The organism is Enterococcus sp. RTP21361st1_A6_RTP21361_211029 (assembly GCF_040910045.1).
Taxonomy (GTDB): Bacteria; Bacillota; Bacilli; order Lactobacillales; family Enterococcaceae; genus Enterococcus_D; species Enterococcus_D gallinarum.
This window is the reverse complement of the sequence record NZ_JBDGBK010000046.1, coordinates 1-24,560: the sequence shown is the minus strand read 5'-3', so window position 1 is coordinate 24,560 and position 24,560 is coordinate 1. Positions and strand designations below refer to the sequence as shown.

The following is a 24,560-nucleotide window of genomic DNA, read 5'->3' as shown; positions in this document are numbered from 1 at the left end:
ATTCACCTGCTGCTGAGACACCGCCACCCAGTACAATACTTGAAGGATTCAGTGTATTGCCCAAGTTTCCACAAGCAAGGCCTAAATAGAAGCAGACTTTATCTACTACCATCAATGCAAACGGATCTTTCGCTTGGGCCGCTTCAAAAATATCTTTGCTGGAAATATCTTCGCCATTATCCAGATTTTTTTTCAATTCAGAATCGCCAGCATACTCTTCCGCCAAATGTCTTGCTACCCGAACGACACCCGTCGCACTTGACACGGTCTCTAAACAACCACGCTTCCCACAAGTACATTCAAATCCTTCTGGATCTACAGTAATATGCCCGATTTCTCCTGCACAGCCTGCTACACCATGCAAAAGTTGTCCTTCCATGATGATTCCACCGCCAACACCTGTACCGAGGGTGATAAAGATCACATCGGGATTGTTGTCACCTGCGCCTTTCCAGCGTTCGCCTAACGCAGCAACATTGGCATCGTTATCGATAGCAAAAGGAATCCCTGTCCCTTTTTCAATCGCTTCTTTGACAGGTTGCAACGTTTTCCAATTCAAATTGTAAGCACCGATAACTGTTCCTTTTTTGCGATCGACACTTCCTGGAGTCCCCATACCGATCCCAATGAAGTCTTCTGCTTTCATGCCATACAAATCCAGACGATGATTGATTGATGCAATGATCTCTGGTACGATGTGAGAACCCTCATCAAGAATATTGGTATCGATGCTCCATTTTTGTTGAATCTCTCCTTCAGAAGTCAACACAGCAAACTTGACTGTTGTTCCTCCTAGATCAATCCCGATGATTTTTTTGTCCATCACTTATTTTCCTCCCGGCTTTCTTCAATCCGATGTTCACGCTTTAAAATGCGCCAAGCGGTCAAATAGGTATCTCGATCGATCAAACGGCTGTCATAAAGATTTTTGACTTCCATCTGGATCAACTCGATATCATAGATTCGCTTGCCAACATAAATATAGACACCAAATTGTTTCAATAGTTGTTGTACGTCATATAACGTTTCCATAAACACACTTCCTGCTTATTATACAAGTATTTGATACTTTTTTAAACCATATATCACAAAAACTGCCAGTAAAAAAAGAAAAACAATGGCGGAAAGAATGCGGGTATGAATCGAATATTTCCCGAAGTTCTTTGGTAAAGCCAATGCATTGCCTAAGATGAATCCTCCTAAGATTCCTCCGACATGTCCCCAAATATCAATCGATTGATCAAATAGACCAAATACGAAATTCAAGACAACGAACAATGCAAATTGACGAACCATCGCTTGGATCTGGTAATCATTCTTAAAGTGGAGTCCCAGAATCAGAAAAGCACCAAACAGACCAAACAATGACGTGCTCGCACCTGCAGATTGGACACCGGCCTGATTAAAGGCAAAACTCATCGCGTTCCCCATAACCCCACTCATCAAATACAAAATGAAGAAACGAGCATGACCGTAGATCGCTTCCACCTGTTGACCCATAAAATAAAGAATAACAGAATTCACTGCAAAATGAGCGAGACCAAAGTGAATGAAAATCGGCGTTACAAAACGCCAATACTCGTTCATGTATGCAACATAAGGGCCAAACATCACCCCCATCACTTGAGTCATCGGACTAATATAGCCGATAATAAAGACTAACGTCTGGATGGCTAAAAACGTATAAGTAAAGATTGGACGATTAAGCCAGCGTTTCATTTGTTTATTCATTGTCTACTCCTTTTTCTCCGAAAGAAACTTTATCAGTGATTATTTTCTGGACCGGAATATCAAAAGAATCAGGTTGCCACCGGACATCAAATTGTTCTGCAAAAACCAATGACACAGTTTTCCCTTGGAAATCTGCCAGAAACCGATCATAATAACCGCCGCCAAAACCAATCCGACATCCCTCATGAGAAAAAATCAAACCAGGAACGATCAAAAGATCCAGGTCCAATGCATCGATTTTTTTTTGAGAAAGAGGCTCTTCTACCCCAAAACTGGAAAGCTGATATTCAGTCTGTGGTTCCACTTGATAAAAGTGAAGTTTCTTTCTCACAGAACGTGGCACGGCAATTTGTTTGCCAGAGTGAAATCCGCGCTCAAAAATCGGCTTTGTATCAAATTCAAACGGCAATGACCGAATCACGCCAATGGATTCTGCTTCGAGCCACTCTTCGGAAGCAAACAACAAAGACTGAATGATCTGCTCTTTGGTTTGCTTTGTTCGTGGATCCAGTTGCTTGAGTCGGGTTAGCCCTTGTTCACGCAAAATTTTTTTATCCATAATTAACCAACTCCTACTCCGAATAGTACCAAAAACCGGACTCAAATAGCAAACGCAATCGTGAAAAAATTCTCACGACTGCGTTTTTTGACGAATCAGCAAAAACAAAAAGTACGGAGCACCAATGATCGCAATCACGATACCAGCAGGAATTTCGCCACTTTGAAGTAAAAGACGGCCGACTGTGTCGCTGACTAGCACCAAAATAGCACCAATCATTCCCGCTGCTATCAATGCCCAACGAGATTCTTTGCCAATCAATCGTTTAGCGATATGGGGCGCCAATAAACCAATAAAAGATAAGTTTCCAGTATAGCCAACACTGCTTGCGGCCAGGCCAATTGCTACGAACAACAAACCGGTGCGCAAAAGATTTAGGGGAACACCTAAACTGATCGCCTGTTCTTCTCCAAAACCCAGTAAATTGATCAAAGGTGTAATCATGAATGCCAACAATCCTAGAATCAAGAACCAAGGCAGCAAACTTAGTACTTGCGTCCACGAAGTTCCCCAGATAGTCCCCGAAAGCCATGCCGTAACAAAACTATATCGTTCTTTTGACAATTGAACAGTCAATAATAACGACGCAGAAGCAAGTCCAGCATTAACAGCAATTCCAGATAATAAAATTCGCTCCATTGAAAGCAGCTGCCGCTGTTTATAAGCGATAGCATAGACTAGCAGTGCAGCTAATAGTCCGCCAATCATACCAATTAGTGGTAACAGCTGGGAGCCCTGGGCATAAAAGCCTAAGTAGAGCATGACACATAAGCCAGCTCCATTATTGATTCCTAAAATACTTGCATCCGCCAACTCATTTCTGGTTACTCCCTGTAACAAAAAACCTGAGAAGCCAAACGCACTTCCAGCAATCAGTGCCAGTACTGCTCGAGGAAGTCGGAAATCGAAGAATATCAATGACTGGCTAGCTGTTAGAGTTTGTTGCCAAAGAGCGAGCCAGAGATCAAAAGAAAAGAACGTCTTTCCCACCATGATACTGCCACAAAACGCCAGAAGAACCAAAACAAAAAGGAAACCGATTTTTTTCTTCATAGCTGTTCCCTCCGAATCTTCACTAATAAGAAAGGAACTCCAATCAAAGCCATCATGATTCCAAAAGGCGTTTCAAAAGGTGGCTGAATGATTCGTCCTACCCAATCTGCTAAGATTACCAATATTCCCCCCGCCACTATCGTCAAAGGTAAGATCATTTGATAATTTTTGCCAATCAGTCCGCGAATCACATGAGGGACCATCAATCCAATAAAGCTGACCGGTCCCACCAGTGAAACAGCCATCCCAGCTAATAGAACAACTACGGCTAAAGAAACAAGTCGAATCCGTTCAGGATGTTTGCCTAAAGAGATTGCCGTCTCATCTCCCATAGCCAGCAAATTCAAAGATTTCCCGAGTCCTAGGATGATGAAGAGCGCCACCAGATAAATAGGGGTGATCACTTGTAATTGTGTCCACGTTACATTTGCTGCACCGCCAATAAACCAAAAGGCCAAGTCTTGATTCAAATCAAATTGTAAAGATAATACTTGACTAATCGCAGAAAAAAAAGAACTCAATGCAACACCTGCTAGAATCAATCCAGTCGGCGTCATACCGATCCTTGAATACTTCGTCAACAAAAATAAAAAAGAAGTAGCTAGAAAAGCGCCTAAGAAAGAAAACAACGCTGCCTGATTCGGTTGTAGTGAGGGAAACAAGATAAATGCAACGGCTAATCCGACTGCAGCCCCACTATTGATTCCTAGTAAACCGCTATCTGCTAGCGAATTTTTGGTGACTCCTTGCATGATGGCACCAGTTACAGCAAAACTGCTGCCAACAATAAACGAAGCACAGATCCGCGGCAAACGGATATTTCTAAGCACTTGATGGGTTTGATTTTCTGGATCAAATGCGTAAAAGGCCTCTTTAATAGTTATTAAGGGAATATCAGCTGCCCCTTGCGTCAATGCCAGAAAAAACACAGCGACCAATAATCCGCTTAGAACAAGCAAAAGAATCGTAAATTTTTTCATGTGTTGGCTCCTAATTCATAGGTCAAAAGCAACGGTTTCGAACTATTGGGAAACGTACCTAAAACAGCTTCGATAGCGAACAATTGTTGGAGCCATGAATGGGTCAAAACTTCTTCTGGTGTCCCCCAAGTCATTAATTGACCTTCTTTTAAGGCAAAAATATAATCAGAAAATCGAGATGCATGATTCAGATCGTGAATCGACATAATGATCGTTTTCCCATATTTTTCATTGATTCGTTTTAACAATAACAGCACTTCTAGTTGATGTGCCGGATCTAAAAAAGTCGTCGGTTCATCTAAGATAACAATCTCTGTATCTTGTGCCAAAGCCATAGCGATCCAAACCCGCTGTTTCTGACCTCCTGAAAGCGTGTGGATACTAGCATCCGCTAGTTCGGTCAAATCTGTCGCAGCTAATGCCCATTCAATGGCTTGATAATCTTTTGCGGTCAACCGACCTAGCCCTTTTTGATAAGGAAAACGACCATAAGAAACGATCTCTCGAATGGTTAATCCGATGGAAGAATCACTGACTTGTGACAACAAAGCAATCTGGCTTGCGACTTCCTTCGTTTTGATCGTTTGTAGATTCTGTTCATTTAGATAAACTTCCCCTTCCATAGGTAGCAGGATTCGGGCTAATGCTTTTAGAAAAGTCGACTTGCCACTCCCATTAGGTCCAATCAAACCAATGATCTTCCCTTCTGGGATGTCGATTGTTATCTTTTGCACAATTTTTTGTTTTTGATAGCCGATAGTCAAATCGACCGTGCGTAAGTTTGCCATATCTTTCCCTCAAAATTCTATTGATAATGATTATCAATTATGACGGTTTTCCTTCTATCCGTCAATGCTTCAAAGTAAAAAACCAGGGATTGACAAATCACTTTTTCTTCGTGATAATGACAAAAAGAAAGTGAGAATGATTCTCATTTATCCCATAAGGAGGAACCTAATGAAAAAACGAACCATAAAAACACTTTTTTGGCTGTCTTGTACCCTAGTCAGCTTAACAGCATTGAGTGCTTGTTCAGCTAATTCCAATAATACCAAGTCATCTTCCTCAGCTGAGACGGCAACGCTGAAAGATGCGGCTGGACATGAAGTAACAATCCCCGATAATCCAAAGCGAATCATCGGCAGTTATTTAGAAGATTACTTAGTAGCCTTGAACGTCACACCGGTAGCACAATGGACTGTTGGTAATAACAGTGATCAAGGCTATTTGCAAGAGAAACTAAGTGATGTACCAAGGATCAGCTACGACTTGCCCTATGAGGACGTCTTAAGTTATGAACCAGACTTGTTGCTGATCGACAGCAATACGATGGTTGAAGGGGATAAATATGCACAATACAGCAAAATCGCCCCTACTTATGTAGTCAAAAATGGTGAAAATGTCTCTTGGCGAGACCGTTTGACAGATATCGCAAAAGTTCTTCATAAAGAAGATCAAGCAAAAACAGTAGAAAAAGACTATGATGACTTAGTAAAAACAACTAAGCAAGAATTTTCAGGTAAAATCAATGGGAAGTTGGTGGCTGTTCTCTGGGTCACCAACAATTCCGCTTTTATGGTTGCTGACGATCGTTCCAGCGGTCAGCTCCTCTATCATGAACTAGGATTCTCTGTACCGCCACTTGTTTCTGAGATCAGCAAAACAGCGACAGCTGACTGGTCTGCCGTTTCTTTGGAGAAATTAGCTGAATTAGATGCTGATTACCTGATTCTAGTAAATAGCGATCAAGGAGCCGACTTTTTTAAAGACCAAGTTTGGCAAAATCTTAAAGCGGTCAAAGAAGGAAATCTTTGGGAGTTTGGACCTGAATCCAGCTGGCTGTATAACGGACCGATTGCTTATACAAAAATGATCGAAGACGTGAAAAATAAATTGGATGAAAATGGTTGATTTCATTCAAAAAATCGTCAAGTAAAATTACTTAACAAATTTCATTAAACTACTAGCATTCCTTTGCCAAACATGCTATTATATTTTAGTCTGAGAGAAATCTTAGAGGATTCTTGAATATATGGGAGGGAAAAACATGCGCGTAAACATCACATTAGAGTGCACTTCTTGTAAAGAACGCAACTACTTAACAAACAAAAACAAACGTAACAATCCTGATCGTTTGGAAAAGAAAAAATATTGCCCACGTGAAAGAAAAGTTACTTTACACCGTGAAACAAAATAATTCATTTTAAGCCGACTGCACTTGCTGATAAACAAGCATTGCAGTTGGCTTTTTATTTTTGAGCTATACCCATATGTTCACTTTAAAATAGATAGATGACAAAATCGTAACTTGTTTTTAATTGTTAATAATGCTATTTTTTAACTATAGACTAAATATGCGTATAAATAATAATACAGCAAGGGAAAGTATAGAATCAAAGAAAGTTTTGCTTACCCCAATTTTCCCTTTGATTACCTAGAAAATTAAGATCCCCTTTTTTTATCTCTCAAAAGATGACCTTATTCTTTACGTGACAAGTATTTTTCCCAATTCCAACAATCATTCTGCGAAAATCGTTTTTTCCGCTAGAACTTCTTCTTTGAACCAAGTCATTTGGTCTTGAAAATCAATCGTCCCATCTCGAATATAATCTGCTTGTGGAGAAACAATTTCTTCGTGCATCAAAAAAAGCGGTCGCGCTTCCTCTAGATACCCCGTGACCCAATTAATAATTTTCTCTGGCTGTTGTTGAAAGTCTCTAATGATTAGTCTACCCAAGACAATATCCAGAGGTGTTCTTAAATAAATGACCTTGTCGATAGCAGGTGCGAGTTGCTGATGGACATACCCAAACGGAAAATCGATCAAGATCAGCGCACAGTGATGAATGATTTGTTTTAGGTCATTTATCAATGGTTGAATATCAAATTGATTGATTGCTTCGTAGGGTTCGTTTAACAGAGCCTCAGAGGATGGTGCAGAAGGCAATGCATCGATACTATAATCATCAAAAGATAAAACTGCTGTACCGGGACATAGATTGGCGACCTTTTGGATAAAGGTGGTTTTCCCTGAAGCAGTCACTCCACTAACAACGATAACTCTTGCTTTTTTCATCTGTTTCTCCTTTGTTTTCATTTTCTGTTTAAGTCTTGCGACACATCTAGCTGTTTCTTCTAAGCGTAAAGTAGTTTTGATGCAATACCAAACAGGTGTTTAAAAATTTACTAATTCATATAGATTTTTTTTACATTACTCCGGAAATAAGGTAACTTATCATATAAAGGAGCGTGATCGTGTGAAGGTAGACAAAATCGAATACAAACGAGTAATCAATGATGCCGGACATCTTGAATATGATCTTTTGCAGTATCTTGAAAAAAATCGCGAGAGTGCTTCTCCGGAAATCAAACGTACTGAGATCGATTACTTGATCGATCATGATATTCAACACCGCATCATCCAAAATGCTCGTAAAAGCTTGCTTGGAGACAAAATCATACTTAAAGATGCCGTCAGTCAAGACTATCTTTTATTAAAAAAATATACCGACTTTTTTCGCACTTATCAGTGATTGTAATGAAAAAGCAGAACCAGAGAGAAGCTCTCAGTTCTGCTTTTTTTTATTCTTCAAAATGTTCTTGGTAAACGTCTTCGACTGTTTGGTTTGGATCAATCACAATATAAAGGCTTTTTGTTTTTTCACTGATTTTTGTTGATTGATAAACGTTATCTAATCCTTCAGTATCTTTGTCTTTGTATGGGAAGTACACAAGATCAGGTGTTCCATTACGGTAAAGAATTTCCATTCGTTCAATATCTTCGTATTTCAAAGCGCGGGCGAACATGCCTAATTCCAATCCACCTAAATTGATATCATGTGTTGCAACATGATCCCCTTCTTGGAAGATTTCAATTTTGAATCCTGCACATGGATGGATCTCAACAAATTCGCTTCCGTGGATGCGGCCAAAACTAGTAGTGATTTGCTTGATCCACAAATCTCCAATATAACGGCGCTCAATCGTCCATGTTTCTCCATTACGGAAATAAAATTTCAATGCTTTCATTTCTCTTGCCATGACATAACGCTCCTTTTTTTTAATAATACATTTCAATTTTAACACATTGTCTGCTAAGGAGCACAAATTAACTTTCTTTCTCGCTCACTTTTTTTAAAAAACCTTCGATATCGACCGCCGCTCGATGATGCGTACCTGTCGCTAGCAGTTGATCGTTTTCATAGACACGAAAAGTAAACTCATACGTCTTTTCATTCGAGATCTCTTCACAGCATACCTGAACGGTTGCACCGATTCCTGAAGCCGCCCGGTGCTCGATCGTAAATTGTGTTCCTACTGTTGTCTTACCAGACGCTATACGCGATTCCAATGCTTCAAAACAGACAGCTTCTACCATGGCAGCCAAACGAGGGGTCGCTAAGACAGGCAGTCCTCCCGATCCAACTGCAAGAGCTGTATCTTCCTCGGTAACCAAAAATTCTTTTTCGATCATTGTTTTCTCACCTGCTTATTTATAGGTTATTTAATACGATTGTTTTGGCAAAAGCCAATAATGCTTTCTCTTCATTTGCGACTCGTTTCTCAATCACCGCTTTTTCGGCAGCTGCTAGCACTTCTTTCATCCAAGGACCGCCGGATTGGTCAAAGTGGCTCAGCAAGTCGCGCCCATTGATGGCCAAGTCTTTAAGTGAATGGATTGGCAACGCCTGGTAGCGAGCTTGACTAACAGAGGGATCTACCTCTTGTCCGTAATAGTATAGCAATTCTTCTGATAGTCGAGCGGCCTCGCTGCCCAGATGGTACAATGCTTCATCACTAAACGGCCCTGCTTTCCGCAACAATACTCCCTCGAATAACGATTGGACCATCCGAATCAATTCATTGGAACACTTCCATTGCTTCAAAAAAGGACGAACTTCTGCTGTAGAAAGTCCAATCTGGTCAATCAATAGTGTCCAGGCAGAAGCTTCATTGTTCAATGGTCTCTCCGGTAAATCAGCCATTCGCAACAGAGCTTCACCGGCTTGTTTCAGTCCTGGACAATAGAGATAACATTCAGTCGCTACAAAAGCCTTTAGAGCTGAATTGCGATGTGCCCCTAACAGCAATTTGACGAACTCAATGGTGATTCTCTCCACGGATATTTTTGCCAATAGCTGATGATTGTCATAAATTGCCTCAAATGTTCGTGGTTCCAATGTAAAGCCCAGTTGACTGACAAAGCGCAAGCCCCGCATCATACGTAGTGCATCTTCATGAAATCGTTCGTGCGGCTGACCCACTGCTCGCAGAATTTTCAGTTGCAGGTCTGCCAGTCCATCAAACAAATCAATGATTTCACCATCTTTTTTCAGAGCAAAAGCGTTGATTGTAAAATCTCTGCGCTTCAAATCTTCAGCCAAAGAGCGCACAAAAGCAACTTTGTCTGGCCGACGGAAATCTTGATAGGCTTCTTCTGTCCGAAAAGTCGTGATCTCATATTGTTCATTTTCCCATAAAACAAGGACTGTTCCGTGCTCGATACCCAAATCGATGGTACGAGGAAAAAGTTCTTTGATCTCAGCTGGAAAGGCACTTGTTGCAATATCTACATCATGGATTGGCTGTCCTAAGATTGTATCTCTGACACTTCCTCCCACAAAGTAGGCATCAAACCCGGCTGCTTCGATTCTTTGCAATACAGGGATTGCTTGTTCAAATTCTTGTGGTAACTTAGTCAGCTTCATTCATTTTCCCATCTTTTCTTTCAAAGCGATACGCATCTCTGCGGTTGAACTTTTTCATATTGGATTCAAAAACTTCCGTCAAATCGATACCCATGGAATTTGCCATGATCATGGTGACAAAAAGGACATCACCTAGTTCTTCAGCAACTGTTTTCTCGACTTCCGTCTTCTTCTTGGCCTTTTCCCCATAGTGATGATTGACTTCCCTTGCCAACTCGCCGACTTCTTCAGTAAGTCGGGCCATCTGTGCTAAAGGGCTGAAATACCCCGCCTTGAATTGTTGGATATAGGCATCGACTTCTTCTTGCATCTCATATAGTGAACGTTTTTCTGTCATCCTCTTCACCCTTTCTTTCACATTTTAGCAAAAGAAAACGCACCTGCCTAGATAGAGGATCGACTTGCTCATATTGTTTAATGCCAAATTTCGTGCTAAATTGGTACTTGTGAGATTTAGAAATGGGGGAAACAGGATGCGATCTTTTTTTTCGTGGCGGACAGTCCGCGATATTGCCTTAATTGTTCTAGGAACGAGTGTCTATGGTTTTGGTCTCGTCTATTTAAATATACCTAATGATTTAGCTGAAGGCGGCGTCACCGGGATCACGTTGATCATGCGCGCATTGTGGGGCATCAATCCCGCTTACAGTACACTGATTTTGAATATCCCAATCATTTTGCTAGGAGGTAAGATTCTTGGCAGACGTTCGCTAGTCTATACAGTGATTGGAACCTTTGGTCTTTCATTTTGGTTAGGTTTCTGGCAGACGGTTCCATTATTGATCGATCTGCAGCATGACTTACTGATCGTTGCGTTACTCGCAGGACTAATTGCAGGGATCGGCAGTGGTGTTGTTTATAAAGTTGGTGGGACAACAGGTGGCGTGGATGTATTAGCCCGGATCCTAGAAAAGAACTTTGGGATCACGATTGGTCGTTCTCTCTTGATCTTTGATGTTTTCGTTCTATTGCTTTCCTTAACCTATATCGATTTGAAACGCATGATGTACACGCTAATCTTTTCCTATGTTTTCGCTCGCGTGATTGATTCGATCCTAGATGGCGGCTATTCAGCAAAAGGGATCATTGTTATCAGTAATCATAGTGAAGAAATTGCCCCTGTCTTAATGAATGAATTGGAACGAGGCGTCACCTTTTTAAATGGGGAAGGAGCCTATTCCGGTGGTAACAAACGGATCATTTATATGGTAGTAAGCGGCCGGGAAATTTCAGAGGTCAAACGGATCGTTGCCGACTTCGATCAACAAGCGTTCGTGTCGGTGATCAATGTCCATGAAGTCGAAGGGGAAGGCTTCACTTATTTACGTCCTAAATCACGATTTTTGCAACGCAAGGCAGCAAAATCAAAAAGATAACCCCATTCTTCCATCCTATCTAATTATAAAGAAAAAACCGCAAGAAACTTGATTTCTCCCGCACACTGTTGCAAACGACGAACGCTCGGTGCTGGGAGTCCTCTTCTTTCTTGCGGTTCTTTTCTGTTCCACTAGTTTTTATTACTTCACATAGCGCTTTTTAATAGCTTTATTAATGACTTTTTTCTTTTTGATCGAGTTTGAAGCGGTTGACTTCATCCGATAATTCCAAAAAAGCATCCCGATCCCCATTTTCCAAAGCAAGATCGATTTGGCGGTATAATTTCTCAATTTTTAGCTGCATAGCTTCTTTGTCAAGATATTCTGTCACATTTTTTTGTACTTCTTCGTCAACATGGTCATTCCACCGTTCAAAAGGATTGTCCTCCAGAACAGCTAAATAAAGTGGTTTTTCCCAAGGATTTGGAAAGATACATTCTAAATAAAGCGGCTGTTTCCAATTCATCCTGATTTCGTGAAAAATTTGATCGATATCATAAAAGGTTTGATTCTGGATCGTCAACACAAATGGCTCGCCGCCAATCTCTGTACTGCGAACACTCAACCCCCGATCTGTCTGCATCGCCCCTTCAACAATATGAACATTTGTCAAAATGGCTTCATGATTTGCTAGGTAGTTCAGAACCCAAGAAACTTCTCGTCGGCTGAATGATACAGTAGAAACTAACCAATTGAGAAATTTTTTCTTTTCTTGTACATTGATGTTCATTTCCCTCACCTATCTTTCTAATAGATCCTCCACGATCGATTGCACTTCCAGATCACCAGGTTCGTGAGCCAGATAATGTCTCAGTAAAGGTAGAGCTTCTGATAATCGTCCTTCTTCTCTTAAGAACAATCCATATTCTTTCATAAAAGCTGGTTCATGCTGCAATCCTTCATTCGCTTGTTCATAGAACTTCGCTGCTTGGTCAAACTCTTCTAACGCGTTATAAGCCTGTGCTAAATTCCATAGAGCATGGGGTTGTTCATTGTCTTCCATCTTCTCGATAGCCAACACAGCTTCTTGCCAACGCTCTTCATTCAAATAAAGATTACTCAGTGTAAGCAGAGTTTCATCTTCTTTTTCCCCCGTCTCAAGGGCTTTTAATAAGAAGGATTCGGCTGCTTCGCTGTCATGCAACCGATACGCATTTTCTGATGCAAAATGATAAAAATCCACTTGAAATGGATCTTCATGGATTCCTTCTTCAATGACAGTTTGTGCCTCTTCCAGTTGCTCTTCTTCTTGTAATGCCTCTGCTAAATAGAGATACAAGGAACGGTATTGCGGATTCAGTGCCCGCAACTGCTGCAAATATCGAATCGCATGCTCATTTTCTTTTAATTGTAAGTAAACTAAAGCGGTTTGGAATAGACGGTCATCTGTTTGATCCTCAGCTAGACTTGCTTCCAGATATTCGATGGCTTCTTCAAATTTCCCAGCCATACTCAATGCGGCTCCGGTCCGTTCCAATAAGGAAATACCTGTGATTTCCTGGATATTTTCCTTTAGTAATCCTTGATAAAACTCTGCCGCTTCTTGATAACGGTCGGTTGAAAAATACAATTCCGCTAGTGCAAAACGAATCAGCGATTCTTTGGGCAGCAGCTTTTGAGCTTCCAATAATTTTGCTTCACTGACTTCGGGGATCCCAATCAATTGATAGAGATCAGCACTGATCAATAACGCTCGTGGATAAAAAGAGCTTTGCGGTGTGATTCGATCTAGATAATCAAAAGCTTCGTCGATTTGATCATTTTCCATAGCAATTTCTGCTAACGATAGCAACCATTCTTCATTTTCGGGGACACGTTCTTGCAGTGTATCAAATACTTCTCTTGCTTCTTCTAAAAAGCCGATTTGGATCAATTCTTCTCCTAATTCGGCTAAGACTTCATTTTGATCTGATTGCAGGGCTTTTGCAAAATTCAATTGCGCATCAGCTAAATTCTCGGCTGCTAATGCCTGTAACATTTTTTCACTGTATGTTTCCATCTAAGTTCCTCTTATCTGATTGATTATTGTTTGGTAAGCGCTCATTGTCTGGACGAGATCCTCTTCTAATGCGCTGGTTCTGCCCCCTATTGTACCAATTTCTGATAAAAAAAGCAGTTTTTTCTCTTTTTTCTGTAACAGCAGAACTTGCTGAAAATAGTCGCTTAAAGATAGTTGGTCAGGCAATACTAAAGGAAACCCTAGTTGGTCAAGCCACAAGCAAAGCTTATCTAATTTGACTGCTAACTGCTGTTGTTGAACATTCCAGATTAAGTGAAAGAGTAGGCCATAAAAAAGTTTCATTGCATCAGACAGCAAATGTCCATTTTCAGTCTTATAAAAAGCATCTGTAAAGACTTGTCCATATTCTTCAAGTGCTGCACCGTTTGCTTGATAGGCTTGGATCACCCGATCTGTATATGCTGCAAACGAACGATTGTTTACTTGTTTTTCTGTCAGAAACGTGCGAAAGAGTTCCCGCAGAAAAGCTTGATCCGTGAGCAGTCCGCAACGAATCAATACAAGTAAGTCCACCAACTTCCCATCTTTTTGTTTTTCAGCAATCGTTTGATCGTATACGACCACTTGCGGTACATTGGGACTTTGCAAAACAGGAATATCTGGTTTCTTAACAATGATCGCAGATTCTTTGACACTTTTAGCTAACGCCCGTAAAGACACCGGGATCAACCAAAGATCGCTAGTCAGAATCGACGTGTAGTGAATAAAACTACTTAACGCCAGCACACCTTCATTGCCGAAACCCACGATCAAATAGTTCTCCTGTTTCGAAAAGCGGCTTAGGAAGGACATAAAGGCCTGAAATTCCGTAAAATTATTGCAATACATTTGATTGGTACAAATATACCAGCTGACTTCTTTGGGTAAAAACAAACGGGTCAGTTTTTCAGAGAAACGATCATAATACCGCTGGTTTGTGAGAATGATGACTTGATCATTGGAAATTTCCTGCGTCCGTAAAACAGCATTCAATGTTTCTCCATACAAGATTTGCGTCTGCTGTTCTTTTCTAGAAAAGACAAATTCCATACATCCGCCCCCCATCTACGATTTGTTACTTCTATTATAACAAGAATCAACCATTTCACCTACTAACTAGCGAAAGGATGAGGGAAAGCCATGGATTTGAAATCAAAAAACAAACGACCTCTTTTTTTTAAAAAGGTCGTTTGTTTCGTAACGCTTGGTTCATAAAATCAAACAAGAAGAGTATAGAGAGATTGATTGTCCCGCAAATCAATATATTGTGGATCAAATCTTGACATTCGCGCCAGTAGTGGGGGCAGATCTTCCTGCCTTTTTAGCAGAATCCCTAACAGTACTGGTCCTGTTCCGCGATTGATTTTTTTGGTATATTCAAATCGAGTGATATCATCCGTAGGACCCAAAATATTGCTAACAAATTCTTTCAACGCCCCAGGTCTTTGAGGAAAATTGACCACAAAATAATGTTTTAAGCCTTGATAAATCAAGGACTTTTCCTCAATCTCTGCCATTCGAGTACTATCGTTATTGCCGCCGCTGATAATACAAACAACGGTTTTCCCTTTAATCTCTTCTTTGATCAATTCCAGAGCGGCGACACTCAGTGCTCCCGCTGGTTCTGCCACAACTGCTTGTTTACTGTATAAGTCCAAGATAGTTTGGCAAATTAAACCCTCATCTACCGCTACTAATCGATCGACGTACTGGGCTGCATGCTGGTAGGTCAATTGACCGACTTTTTTGACAGCTGCTCCATCTACAAATTTATCGATCTGCTCTAATGTGGTCGGACCATGATTATCAAAAGCCGCCTGCATCGAAGCGGCGCCTAGAGGTTCAGCACCAACCATTAAGATTGTAGGCTGTTTTGCTTTCAAATAAGTTGCAACACCACTGATCAACCCGCCACCGCCAATTGCTGCCACAACATAATCGATAGAATAATTGCGCTGCTTTGCTTCTGCCAGCAGTTCAACTGCCAATGTTCCTTGGCCTGCAATAATGGCGGGATCATCAAAGGGATCAATAAACGCCATTTGATGGTCTTCGGCATAGTGTTGGGCTGCCTCGGCGGAAGCATCGAAGGTATCACCGACAAGTTCGATACGGACAAAATCACCGCCAAAAAACAAAACTTGCGCTACTTTTTGTTGCGGTGTCGTCGTCGGCATAAAGATAACCGCCGACACTTTCAATTCATGACAGGTATAGGCGACCCCTTGGGCATGATTGCCGGCACTTGCACAGACAACCCCCCGCTTCAGTATAGCCGGATCTTGCTGTGCGATTGCATAATATGCCCCCCGCAATTTAAACGATCGGACCTTCTGAAGATCCTCTCGTTTCAGTAAGACAGTCGCTTGATACTTCTCGGATAAAAACCGATCATGCTGTAAAGGAGTCTTTGAAACGACTGATTGCAAGCTTTCATGTGCTTGTTCTATTTGATCGACAGATACCAGCAATCACTGTTCCTCCTTAATCTTTCGTAACAAAAGGCATCATTTTTCTTAATTCTGACCCAACTTTTTCGATTGGATGATTCCCGTTTTGTTCCCGCATTTTTTTGAATTCCGGAAAACCAGCTTGATTATCCGCAATAAAACCTTTGGCAAACGTGCCGTTTTGAATATCTTTCAAGACATTCTTCATATTGGCTTTTGTTTGTTCGGTAATGATTCGTGAACCAGAGACATAATCCCCATATTCTGCTGTATTGGAGATTGAATCACGCATCTTGGCGAATCCTCCTTCATAAATCAAGTCAACAATCAGTTTCATTTCGTGACAAACTTCAAAATAGGCTAGTTCTGGCTGATAGCCGGCTTCTACCAGCGTTTCAAACCCAGTCTCGATCATACTTGTCAGTCCGCCACATAATACGGCTTGTTCCCCAAACAAGTCTGTTTCCGTCTCTTCCTTGAACGTTGTTTCTAGTACACCGACTCTTGTAGCCCCGATTCCTTTGGCATAGGACAAGGCTGTCTCTTGTGCATTGCCAGTAGCATCTTGATAAACAGCAAACAACGCAGGGACAGCAAATCCTTCGCTAAAGGTCCGGCGCACCAAATGGCCTGGTCCTTTAGGTGCCACCAGGAAGACATCCACCTCTTTTGGAGGCGTGATGACCTCAAAATGAATATTAAAGCCATGAGCAAAGGCTAATGCATCCCCTGCAGAAAGATTAGGCGCAATTTCCTTCTCGTAAAGTTCTCCTTGGATCTCATCAGGAGCTAAGATCATCACAACATTTGCTTGTTGTACAGCTTCAGAAACTGGAAGCACGGTAAATCCATCATTCTTTGCGTTCTCAGCTGATTTTCCTGCACGAATCCCGATCACGACGTTGTGTCCTGTATCCCGTAAATTCTGTGCATGGGCATGTCCTTGAGAACCGTAACCAATGATTGCAATAGTCTTATCTCCTAAATTGTCTGTCACTTCGTTATAATATACTTTTACCATGTATGCTTCCCTCCGAAATCTTTTTTTATTAAAAGCAACTGTTCTTGCATTTAACCTCTAGTGAAACCTGTCACACCGGTACGAGCCATTTGCTTGATTCCATAAGGCCGCAACACGTCGATACAGGCTGCTACTTTCTCTGAGTCTCCCGCTACTTGAACCACGATAGTCTTCAATGCAACATCAACGATGTGGGCTCGAAATGGTTCGATCACAGCTTGGATCTCCGAACGTGTAGTCGTTGGCGCGTTCACTTTGATCAGCACTAATTCCCGTTCAATATGGGGGTCTTCTGTAATATCTGAAACTTTTAAGACATCGATTTGCTTATTCAATTGCTTTGTCACTTGTTCTGTCTCCAGTGGGTTTTCTGCGTTGATAATGATCGTCATTCGCGAAAATTCCGGCTGTTCGGTGGTCCCAACTGAAATACTTTCGATATTCACCTGACGACGATTCAACACACTGGTGACGCGGCTTAAAACACCAGCTTCGTTATGCACGATGGCAGCAAGGATACGTTTCATAGTCTTTTAAACTCCTATCATCTCATGATTGGCTTTTCCTGGTGGAATCATTGGCAGCACATGTTCCGTTGGCGAGATCAGTACCTCAATTAGTCGTGCACCAGGTTCTAGCAATGCATTGGCCAAATCGTTGGTCAATTGATCTGGGGTTTCGATCCGCACACTATTGATGCCATATGCTTCTGCTAATTGGCCAAAATTTGGCTGTTTAGCAAATACAGAAGCAGAACGGCGTTCATTATGAAACGTTTCTTGCCATTGCCGTACCATCCCGAGAGAGCGGTTATTCATCAAAATGAATTTGACATCCAGACCATAATCATTTAGCAGAGCAAACTCTTGGTTGGTCATTTGGAAACCGCCATCGCCTACAAAAACGACTATCGTTTTTTCAGGACAAGCAAATTTTGCCCCTATGCCTGCGGGGATGCCATACCCCATTGTTCCTAAACCTCCGCTAGTGATCAGCTGTTTGGGAAATCGAAAAGGATAGTATTGAGCGACCCACATTTGGTGTTGACCAACATCGGTAACAATAACGGCTTCCTCTTTCGTCAAGCGTCCCACTTCTTCAATCAATTTTTGCGGCTTGATTTCCTTTGTTTCCTCGCGGTCATACCGATAAGGATGTTCTTTTTTCCGTTTTTGACAACGATTGAGCCATTCCTTGCAATCTAATTCCTCCGCAGGATAGCGCAGCAACTGGGTCAAAGCTGCTTTCGCATCCGCCACGATCGGAATAGTTGTTTGAACGACTTTTCCGATTTCTGCAGGATCAATATCGATATGAGCAATGATTGCCTGTTGTCCAAATTGACTGCCGGCTGTTGCTAATCGGTCATCAAAACGTGAGCCAATATTGATGATCAAATCCGCTTCAGATAATGCCATATTCGCAGCATACGTGCCATGCATGCCCCCCATTCCTAAGAATAAGGGATGATCTGCTGGCACCAATCCAAGACCTAAGAGCGTGGTTACAATCGGCAAATGATGGGTTTCGACAAACAGACGCAATTCTTCGGCTGCATTGGCGGCACATACCCCTGCTCCCGCCAAGACAACTGGACGTTTTGCTTGTTTTAAACAATTCATCAATTTCTCGATTTGCAAAATAGATGGAAAGACGGTGGGTTGATAGCTTTTTCGCTCAATCGGCAGTTCAATGACTGCGGCTGTCCGCTGAAGCGTGACATCTTTTGGCAAGTCGATCACCACTGGACCTTTTCTACCCGTGGTAGCGATATGAAAAGCTTCTGCGATCACTCGCGGCAAATCATCGACATGTCTAACTTGGTAATTATGTTTAGTGATCGGTAATGTGATCCCTAGAATATCCGCCTCTTGAAAAGCATCTTTGCCAATACCGGCTGTTGCTACTTGACCGGTGATCACCACTAATGGAACGGAATCACTCATGGCATCAGCGATGCCTGTTATCACATTGGTTGCTCCTGGTCCACTAGTCACTAGGACAACGCCGGCTTTCCCGGTGGCTTTGGCATACCCTTCTGCTGCGTGGACAGCACCTTGTTCGTGACGCGCTAAAATATTCGGAATCGCAGCATCGTAGAGTTGGTCATATAAAGGCAAGACAGCACCGCCAGGGTATCCGAAAATCAGTTCTACTGCTTGTTTCTGCAAACTATCGACTAACACTTCTGCACCGGTCCTAGTTACTTCATTCAACTGGATATTCTCCATTAAACTTCCTCCTCGCTGATTTTCATGATCGCCCCGGTATTTGCTGATGTGACTAATGCCGTATAACGTGCCAGCCAGCCTTTCTTCACTTTAGCCCGAAACTTCGGACGTGTTTGTGCACGCAGCATTAATTCTTCCTCTGAGACTAATACTTCCAATGAGCGATTTCGCAGATCAATCACGATGTCATCTCCATCACGGATCAAAGAGATCGGACCACCGGCTGCCGCCTCAGGAGAGATATGCCCAACTGCGATCCCTCTCGTGGCTCCTGAAAAGCGTCCATCTGTGATCAGTGCAACCTCTTTGCCTAACCCTCGTCCAACAATACTCGAAGTCGGCGCCAACATTTCCGGCATCCCGGGACCTCCTTTAGGCCCTTCATAGCGGATCACCACGACATGCCCTTTTTGGACCGTATGATTGTCGATCGCGGCTACTGCCTCATCATGAGAATCGAAACAAATTGCTTTTCCTTTAAAAAGCTGAATGCTTGGGTCAACACCCCCCACTTTGATGACACTTCCCTGAGGCGCAAGATTACCGTAAAGGATCGATAAGCCGCCGACAGGGCTGTACGGATTCTCCTTTGGATGAATCACTTCTTCATTTTTGATTGTCGCCTGAGCGACATTTTCCCGCAAGGTTCTGCCTGTGACTGTCAGCCGATCTGGATGGATCGCCCCCTTGATATCGACCAATTGCCGTATAATGGCAGAGACGCCGCCAGCCGTATGGACATCGTGCATGGAATAAGCGGAAGATGGCGCAATTTTTGAGAGATAAGGAACTCGTTCGGCAATCTCATTGACCCGCCTCAAGTCATAATCGATCTCCCCTTCGTTCGCAATAGCTAATGTATGCAAGACGGTATTGGTAGAGCCCCCCATAGCCATATCAAGAGCAAACGCATCATCGATGGCTTCTTCTGTTACGATATCCCGAGGCTTGACTTGATTCTTCACTAGATCCATCAGATGGAATGCCGCTTTGCGAACAAGTTCCCGCCGTTCTTGCGAAACTGCCAGAATCGTCCCATTTCCTGGTAATGCCAACCCTAAAATCTCCAAAAGACAGTTCATAGAATTGGCTGTGAACATGCCGGCACAGGAACCACAGGTGGGACAGGCATTTTTTTCCATGAATTCAAAATCTGCCTGTGACATTTTGCCCTCTTTAAAGGCGCCAACTGCTTCGAACATGGAAGATAATGTCGTCTGATGGCCCCTAGGATCAATCCCGGCTTTCATAGGTCCCCCAGAGCAGAAAATTGCTGGCACATTGGTACGCATAGCTGCCAAGATCATCCCAGGCGTAATTTTATCGCAGTTGGGGATGTAAAAAACACCATCGAACCAATGGGCATTGATGACTGTTTCAGCTGAGTCAGCAATCAGTTCACGACTTGGCAATGAGTAACGCATCCCGATATGTCCCATGGCGATTCCATCATCTACCCCAATTGTATTGAATTCAAAAGGGATCCCCCCGGCTTCTCGAATGGCTTCTTTGGCAATATCTGCCAGTTCTCGCAGATGGACGTGACCAGGTACGATATCGATATACGAGTTGCAAATGGCAATAAAAGGCTTATTCATATCTTGGATATTTTTTACTTGTCCTGTTGCATAAAGCAAACTCCTTGCTGGAGCTGCTTCAATGCCTTTTTTTATCTGATCACTTCTCAATTCCATCATCTCCCGCCTATTTCATAAAAAAAAGCACCCCGGTTTATAATAAACTGGGATGCTTTGCCAGAATCCCATTTTACTTACGCAAATAGGACTCAAACAAACGGATAAATTTTGCTTCCGTGTTCTAAGTCCTGGTCTCAATAATAATGACTAATAAATATTGATTAAAATTGCGCATAAAAAATGGCTCCTTCATTAAAATATTTGCTGTTTTCTTGTAATTGTTTAATAATATAGCGCGAAAAAAAATTCTTGTCAATAAATTTTCTGAATTTTTTTGCAATTGCTCCGATAAATGTACTTTTAGTAGACGGATCTACATTGGATTTTTGATGAAAATAGGGATAAGTAAATTTATGTACAAAAAAACCCTTGATTACTCAAGGGTTTGGAAGACTCAATTATTTCACTGCGTCTTTAAGAGCTTTACCTGGTTTGAATGCAGGTACTTTGCTAGCAGGGATCTTGATTTCTTCACCAGTTTGTGGGTTGCGTCCTTTGCGTTCTGCACGAGAACGAACTTCAAAGTTACCAAAGCCGATCAATTGAACTTTTTCACCGTCAGCTAAAGCGTCTTGAATTGTTGAGAAGACAGCGTCTACTGCTGCTGTAGCGTCTTTCTTTGTCAAGTCAGTAGCTGCTGCAACTTTTTCGATTAATTCTGCTTTATTTGCCATGGATGGTTTCACCTCCTGATTATTTTTTTGATGTCATACATCAACAAAAATCTTGAGTGGTCCAAGTTTTTTGTCAAATATTGATATCCATCAATATTCTGATATAACGTTATCATAAGAACGTTGTAATATCAAGGATTTTAACGTTTTTACTACTGTTTTTTTTAGGATTTATCGTTTTTCTGTCAAAAGAATAGAATTCTTTGTCAAAAGCAGCAAAGTATGATAAAATCGCTACTTTCGTCTTCTTGGAATGATTCGAATCGGAGTTCCTTCAAAAGTAAATGCTTTCCGGATCTGATTCTCTAAAAAGCGCGCATAAGAAAAATGCATCAACTCTTCTTCATTAACAAAAATAACAAATGTTGGTGGCTTGACCGCAACTTGTGTCGCATAAAAAATCTTCAATCGTTTTCCTTTATCCGTTGGCGTTGGATTGATGGCTACTGCATCCATGATCACATCATTCAATAATGCAGAAGGGATACGCATGTTTTGATTCATGCTGACTTCTTCGATCAAAGCTGGCAACTGATTCAACCGCTGTTTCGTTGCCGCTGAAACAAAGATGATTGGGGCATAATCTAAGTATTGAAACTCATCACGAATCTCCGCTTCAAAGTCTCGCATGGTATTGGTTTCTTTTTTTAGCAGATCCCATTTATTGACAACTAGGATGATCCCACGGCCAGCTTCATGAGCATAGCCAGCGATTCGTTTGTCCTGTTCACGTATTCCTTCTTCCGCATTCAAGACCATTAGAACCACATCGGAACGTTCGATGGCACGCATCGCTCGCATGACACTGTATTTCTCTGTTGATTCGTAAACTTTTCCTTTTTTACGCATTCCTGCAGTATCAATCATAGTGAACTCTTGCCCATTTTCACTTGTAAAATGAGTATCGATCGCATCCCGGGTCGTTCCTTCGATATCCGAAACGATGACACGTTCTTCACCTAAAATCGCATTGATTAACGAAGATTTCCCAACATTTGGTCGCCCAATCAAACTAAATTTGATGATCGATTCATCCTCTTCCTCTGCTTCTTCTGTAAAATGCTTAACGGCTTCATCAAGCACATCTCCGATCCCTAATCCATGACTGCCGGATATTGGATACGGATCACCTAATCCTAATGTATAGAATTCATAAATATCTGCACGCATTTCTGGATTGTCGACTTTATTGACCGCTAGAATCACAGGCTTATTGCTCTTATACAAAAGGCGAGCAACAAGTTCATCTGCATCCGTCACACCTTCTCTGGCACTCGTAATGAAGACGATCACATCTGCTTCATCGATCGCAATTTCTGCTTGATGTTTGATTTGATCCATAAACGGCTCATCGCCTAAGTCGATTCCACCTGTATCGATAATACTGAACTCTCGACCTAACCATTCACCTGTTGCATAAATTCGGTCTCTCGTCACACCCGGAGTATCCTCAACGATCGAGATTCGTTCTCCGGCAATCCGGTTGAAAATAGTCGATTTCCCGACATTCGGACGTCCGACGATCGCAATTGTTGGATTTGACATTTTTTACCCTCCATTTATAAGAAGCGAACTGCTGAATACAGCTGCTTCTGCTTTTCAATCTTTCTTAGTTTACCTAATGCATCACTAACTTGCAAGTGTTGATGACAAACAAAAAAGCAGCTTATAACAAATTCAAAAAACGAATCGTTATAAGCTGCTAGGCTAGATTATTCTTCGTCGTTATCTTTCAACGCATCGCCCAAGATATCACCCATGGTAAAACCAGTGGATTCTTCTGGTAATTCATAGTCATCTTCTGCAGGCGCTTCTTCCGCTTCCTCGGCTTTTTCTAGTGCTTTGATGCTCAAAGCAATCCGATGATCGGTTGGATTCACTTCAAGAACTTTCACTTGCACTTGATCACCTTCATGCAACACTTCATGAGGCGTTGCAATATGTTTATGTGAGATTTGCGAAATGTGGATCAATCCTTCTACACCAGGGAAGACTTCCACAAAAGCACCAAAACTAGTTAGTCGTTTTACTACACCATCTAAAACACTACCAACGGGTGCTTGTTCTTCGATATTGCTCCAAGGTCCAGGCAATGTATCTTTGATCGATAACGATACGCGTTCTTTATTTGGATCAACGGATAAGACACGGACATTGACAGTATCACCAACAGATAAAACATCACTCGGTTTGCCTACATGGGCATGAGAAATTTCTGAAACGTGTACTAAACCATCAATTCCACCCAAGTCAACGAAAGCCCCAAAATCGGTCAATCGTGCAACTTTCCCTTCGATTTCTTGACCTTCATAAAGATCAGCTAGCAAGGCTTCTTTTTGTTTCTCTTTTTCAGCCTCAACCACTGCTTTATGGGATAAAATCAAGCGGTTCTCAGAAGGTTCGATCTCAACAATCTTAAAGGTGAGTGTCTTGCCTTTATAATCTTCAAAATCAGCTACAAAGTGGTCCTCAACCATCGAAGCTGGCACAAATCCGCGTACGCCAACATCAACAACTAAGCCACCTTTGACTACATTTGTTACAGGCGCTTCAATGATCTTACCTGCTTGGAAATCTTTTTCGATATCTTCCCAAACTTTCTTCGCGTCTAAACGACGTTTTGAAAGTAGATAGCTGCCGTTTTCTTTATCTTTACCGATTGCAGAAATAACAACTAACTCTAAAACATCGCCCACTTTGACTACTTCATTGATATCCTCAACAGGCAATGTAGACAATTCTTTTGCTGGAACGACTCCTTCTACACCTGCTCCTTCGATGCCAACGATCGCTTGTTTGTCTTCGATGGCTAAAACTTCACCTTTGACAATATCGCCAACGTTCACTTCTTGGAAGTTATCCAAAGCAGCTTCCATTGATTCATTCCCATTCTCCACTTGATTATTTTCAAATTCTGTCATGTCTTGTGTCCTCCTAACCAACAATTGTACGTAAATGCACTACATCCCTTAGTTTAAATTAGAATGCCCAAAAAATAAAGCGATTTCGCTTATTTTCACAAAAAACTGTCAATAATTGTTCTCAAAAAACGTTTCCTTCACTATTTTGCTTCAAAATCAC

The 24,560-nt window shown here is 41.8% G+C and carries 26 protein-coding genes and 1 pseudogene; 4 read left to right on the top strand and 23 right to left on the bottom strand.

From position 1 onward, the window contains the following. From AB5Z52_RS09730 to AB5Z52_RS09700, 7 genes are all read right to left on the bottom strand, one after another. The coding region (locus AB5Z52_RS09730; protein WP_368266895.1) for an ROK family glucokinase at nt 1-823 on the bottom strand (823 nt) is incomplete at its 3' end. After that, on the bottom strand, nt 823-1,032 hold the full coding sequence (locus tag AB5Z52_RS09725) for a YqgQ family protein (RefSeq protein WP_005472182.1): 210 nt from the start codon (nt 1,030-1,032) through the stop codon (nt 823-825). The genes AB5Z52_RS09725 and AB5Z52_RS09730, both read right to left, overlap by 1 nt. 18 nt (nt 1,033-1,050) lie before the next feature. After that, nucleotides 1,051-1,731: a rhomboid family intramembrane serine protease gene (locus AB5Z52_RS09720; protein ID WP_003126848.1), complete on the bottom strand. Its 681-nt coding sequence runs from the start codon at nt 1,729-1,731 to the stop codon at nt 1,051-1,053. Continuing rightward, nucleotides 1,724-2,290: a 5-formyltetrahydrofolate cyclo-ligase gene (locus AB5Z52_RS09715; protein ID WP_368243369.1), complete on the bottom strand. Its 567-nt coding sequence runs from the start codon at nt 2,288-2,290 to the stop codon at nt 1,724-1,726. Before AB5Z52_RS09715 ends, AB5Z52_RS09720 begins: the two co-directional genes overlap by 8 nt. 72 nt (nt 2,291-2,362) lie before the next feature. Further along, nucleotides 2,363-3,343 carry an iron ABC transporter permease gene (locus AB5Z52_RS09710; RefSeq protein ID WP_103299879.1) on the bottom strand — a complete coding sequence of 327 codons (981 nt, stop codon included), beginning with the start codon at nt 3,341-3,343 and terminating at the stop codon, nt 2,363-2,365. Then, nucleotides 3,340-4,323 (bottom strand): iron ABC transporter permease, encoded by a 984-nt coding sequence (locus AB5Z52_RS09705; protein ID WP_003126843.1) that lies wholly within the window; start codon nt 4,321-4,323, stop codon nt 3,340-3,342. Before AB5Z52_RS09705 ends, AB5Z52_RS09710 begins: the two co-directional genes overlap by 4 nt. Further along, entirely contained in the window at nt 4,320-5,111 is a 792-nt protein-coding gene (locus tag AB5Z52_RS09700) for an ABC transporter ATP-binding protein (protein WP_171917960.1), read from the bottom strand. Before AB5Z52_RS09700 ends, AB5Z52_RS09705 begins: the two co-directional genes overlap by 4 nt. Before the next feature lie 169 nt (nt 5,112-5,280). On the opposite strand from AB5Z52_RS09700, the gene AB5Z52_RS09695 reads away from it, so the two are divergent. Further along, nucleotides 5,281-6,234: an ABC transporter substrate-binding protein gene (locus AB5Z52_RS09695; RefSeq protein WP_288551472.1), complete on the top strand. Its 954-nt coding sequence runs from the start codon at nt 5,281-5,283 to the stop codon at nt 6,232-6,234. Nucleotides 6,235-6,370: 136 nt separating this feature from the next. Further along, entirely contained in the window at nt 6,371-6,520 is a 150-nt protein-coding gene (gene rpmG / locus AB5Z52_RS09690; RefSeq protein ID WP_003126840.1) for a 50S ribosomal protein L33, read from the top strand. A 321-nt stretch (nt 6,521-6,841) separates the two neighbouring features. Here rpmG and AB5Z52_RS09685 read toward each other — a convergent pair whose 3' ends face one another. Beyond that, nucleotides 6,842-7,399, bottom strand: coding sequence for an adenylyl-sulfate kinase (locus AB5Z52_RS09685; protein ID WP_288551471.1), 558 nt, complete (start codon nt 7,397-7,399; stop codon nt 6,842-6,844). A gap of 181 nt (nt 7,400-7,580) precedes the next feature. Here AB5Z52_RS09685 and AB5Z52_RS09680 point away from each other — a divergent pair, with 181 nt between their 5' ends. Next, complete coding sequence (locus tag AB5Z52_RS09680) at nt 7,581-7,856, top strand: hypothetical protein (RefSeq protein WP_003126838.1); 276 nt, start codon at nt 7,581-7,583, stop codon at nt 7,854-7,856. Nucleotides 7,857-7,905: 49 nt separating this feature from the next. Here the strand turns inward: AB5Z52_RS09680 and AB5Z52_RS09675 are convergent, their stop codons facing one another. From AB5Z52_RS09675 to AB5Z52_RS09660, 4 genes are all read right to left on the bottom strand, one after another. After that, nucleotides 7,906-8,364 (bottom strand): hypothetical protein, encoded by a 459-nt coding sequence (locus AB5Z52_RS09675; protein WP_003126837.1) that lies wholly within the window; start codon nt 8,362-8,364, stop codon nt 7,906-7,908. Nucleotides 8,365-8,431: 67 nt separating this feature from the next. Continuing rightward, nucleotides 8,432-8,797, bottom strand: a complete 366-nt coding sequence (locus AB5Z52_RS09670; protein ID WP_003126836.1) for a thioesterase family protein — start codon at nt 8,795-8,797, stop codon at nt 8,432-8,434. A gap of 19 nt (nt 8,798-8,816) precedes the next feature. Further along, nucleotides 8,817-10,031 carry a CCA tRNA nucleotidyltransferase gene (locus tag AB5Z52_RS09665; protein WP_003126835.1) on the bottom strand — a complete coding sequence of 405 codons (1,215 nt, stop codon included), beginning with the start codon at nt 10,029-10,031 and terminating at the stop codon, nt 8,817-8,819. Continuing rightward, nucleotides 10,018-10,368 carry a nucleotide pyrophosphohydrolase gene (locus AB5Z52_RS09660; protein WP_003126834.1) on the bottom strand — a complete coding sequence of 117 codons (351 nt, stop codon included), beginning with the start codon at nt 10,366-10,368 and terminating at the stop codon, nt 10,018-10,020. The genes AB5Z52_RS09665 and AB5Z52_RS09660 overlap by 14 nt, the downstream gene beginning before the upstream one ends. 136 nt (nt 10,369-10,504) lie before the next feature. On the opposite strand from AB5Z52_RS09660, the gene AB5Z52_RS09655 reads away from it, so the two are divergent. Continuing rightward, entirely contained in the window at nt 10,505-11,407 is a 903-nt protein-coding gene (locus AB5Z52_RS09655) for a YitT family protein (protein WP_142976830.1), read from the top strand. Between the two features lie 172 nt (nt 11,408-11,579). Here AB5Z52_RS09655 and AB5Z52_RS09650 read toward each other — a convergent pair whose 3' ends face one another. From AB5Z52_RS09650 to rpsA, 11 genes and pseudogenes are all read right to left on the bottom strand, one after another. Then, nucleotides 11,580-12,137 carry a YpiB family protein gene (locus AB5Z52_RS09650; RefSeq protein ID WP_003126831.1) on the bottom strand — a complete coding sequence of 186 codons (558 nt, stop codon included), beginning with the start codon at nt 12,135-12,137 and terminating at the stop codon, nt 11,580-11,582. A 9-nt stretch (nt 12,138-12,146) separates the two neighbouring features. Next, complete coding sequence (locus AB5Z52_RS09645) at nt 12,147-13,406, bottom strand: tetratricopeptide repeat protein (protein ID WP_288551470.1); 1,260 nt, start codon at nt 13,404-13,406, stop codon at nt 12,147-12,149. Beyond that, nucleotides 13,407-14,456 carry a hypothetical protein gene (locus AB5Z52_RS09640; RefSeq protein WP_005472178.1) on the bottom strand — a complete coding sequence of 350 codons (1,050 nt, stop codon included), beginning with the start codon at nt 14,454-14,456 and terminating at the stop codon, nt 13,407-13,409. It abuts the gene before it with no gap. Nucleotides 14,457-14,623: 167 nt separating this feature from the next. Continuing rightward, nucleotides 14,624-15,877, bottom strand: coding sequence for a threonine ammonia-lyase IlvA (ilvA, locus tag AB5Z52_RS09635; protein WP_288551469.1), 1,254 nt, complete (start codon nt 15,875-15,877; stop codon nt 14,624-14,626). A gap of 13 nt (nt 15,878-15,890) precedes the next feature. Next, nucleotides 15,891-16,889 (bottom strand): annotated as a pseudogene (ilvC, locus tag AB5Z52_RS09630) (ketol-acid reductoisomerase); the annotation flags it as partial. 38 nt (nt 16,890-16,927) lie between these two features. Beyond that, nucleotides 16,928-17,404 (bottom strand): acetolactate synthase small subunit, encoded by a 477-nt coding sequence (ilvN, locus tag AB5Z52_RS09625; RefSeq protein WP_003126825.1) that lies wholly within the window; start codon nt 17,402-17,404, stop codon nt 16,928-16,930. Between the two features lie 6 nt (nt 17,405-17,410). After that, nucleotides 17,411-19,108, bottom strand: a complete 1,698-nt coding sequence (ilvB, locus tag AB5Z52_RS09620; protein ID WP_288551468.1) for a biosynthetic-type acetolactate synthase large subunit — start codon at nt 19,106-19,108, stop codon at nt 17,411-17,413. Beyond that, nucleotides 19,108-20,796 carry a dihydroxy-acid dehydratase gene (gene ilvD, locus AB5Z52_RS09615; protein ID WP_029487024.1) on the bottom strand — a complete coding sequence of 563 codons (1,689 nt, stop codon included), beginning with the start codon at nt 20,794-20,796 and terminating at the stop codon, nt 19,108-19,110. Before ilvD ends, ilvB begins: the two co-directional genes overlap by 1 nt. Nucleotides 20,797-21,203: 407 nt before the next feature. Next, complete coding sequence (locus tag AB5Z52_RS09610) at nt 21,204-21,479, bottom strand: HU family DNA-binding protein (protein ID WP_288551467.1); 276 nt, start codon at nt 21,477-21,479, stop codon at nt 21,204-21,206. A gap of 234 nt (nt 21,480-21,713) precedes the next feature. After that, entirely contained in the window at nt 21,714-23,024 is a 1,311-nt protein-coding gene (gene der, locus AB5Z52_RS09605; RefSeq protein WP_003126818.1) for a ribosome biogenesis GTPase Der, read from the bottom strand. Nucleotides 23,025-23,191: 167 nt separating this feature from the next. Further along, complete coding sequence (gene rpsA, locus AB5Z52_RS09600; protein ID WP_003126816.1) at nt 23,192-24,400, bottom strand: 30S ribosomal protein S1; 1,209 nt, start codon at nt 24,398-24,400, stop codon at nt 23,192-23,194. Between the last annotated feature and the right edge of the window lie 160 nt (nt 24,401-24,560).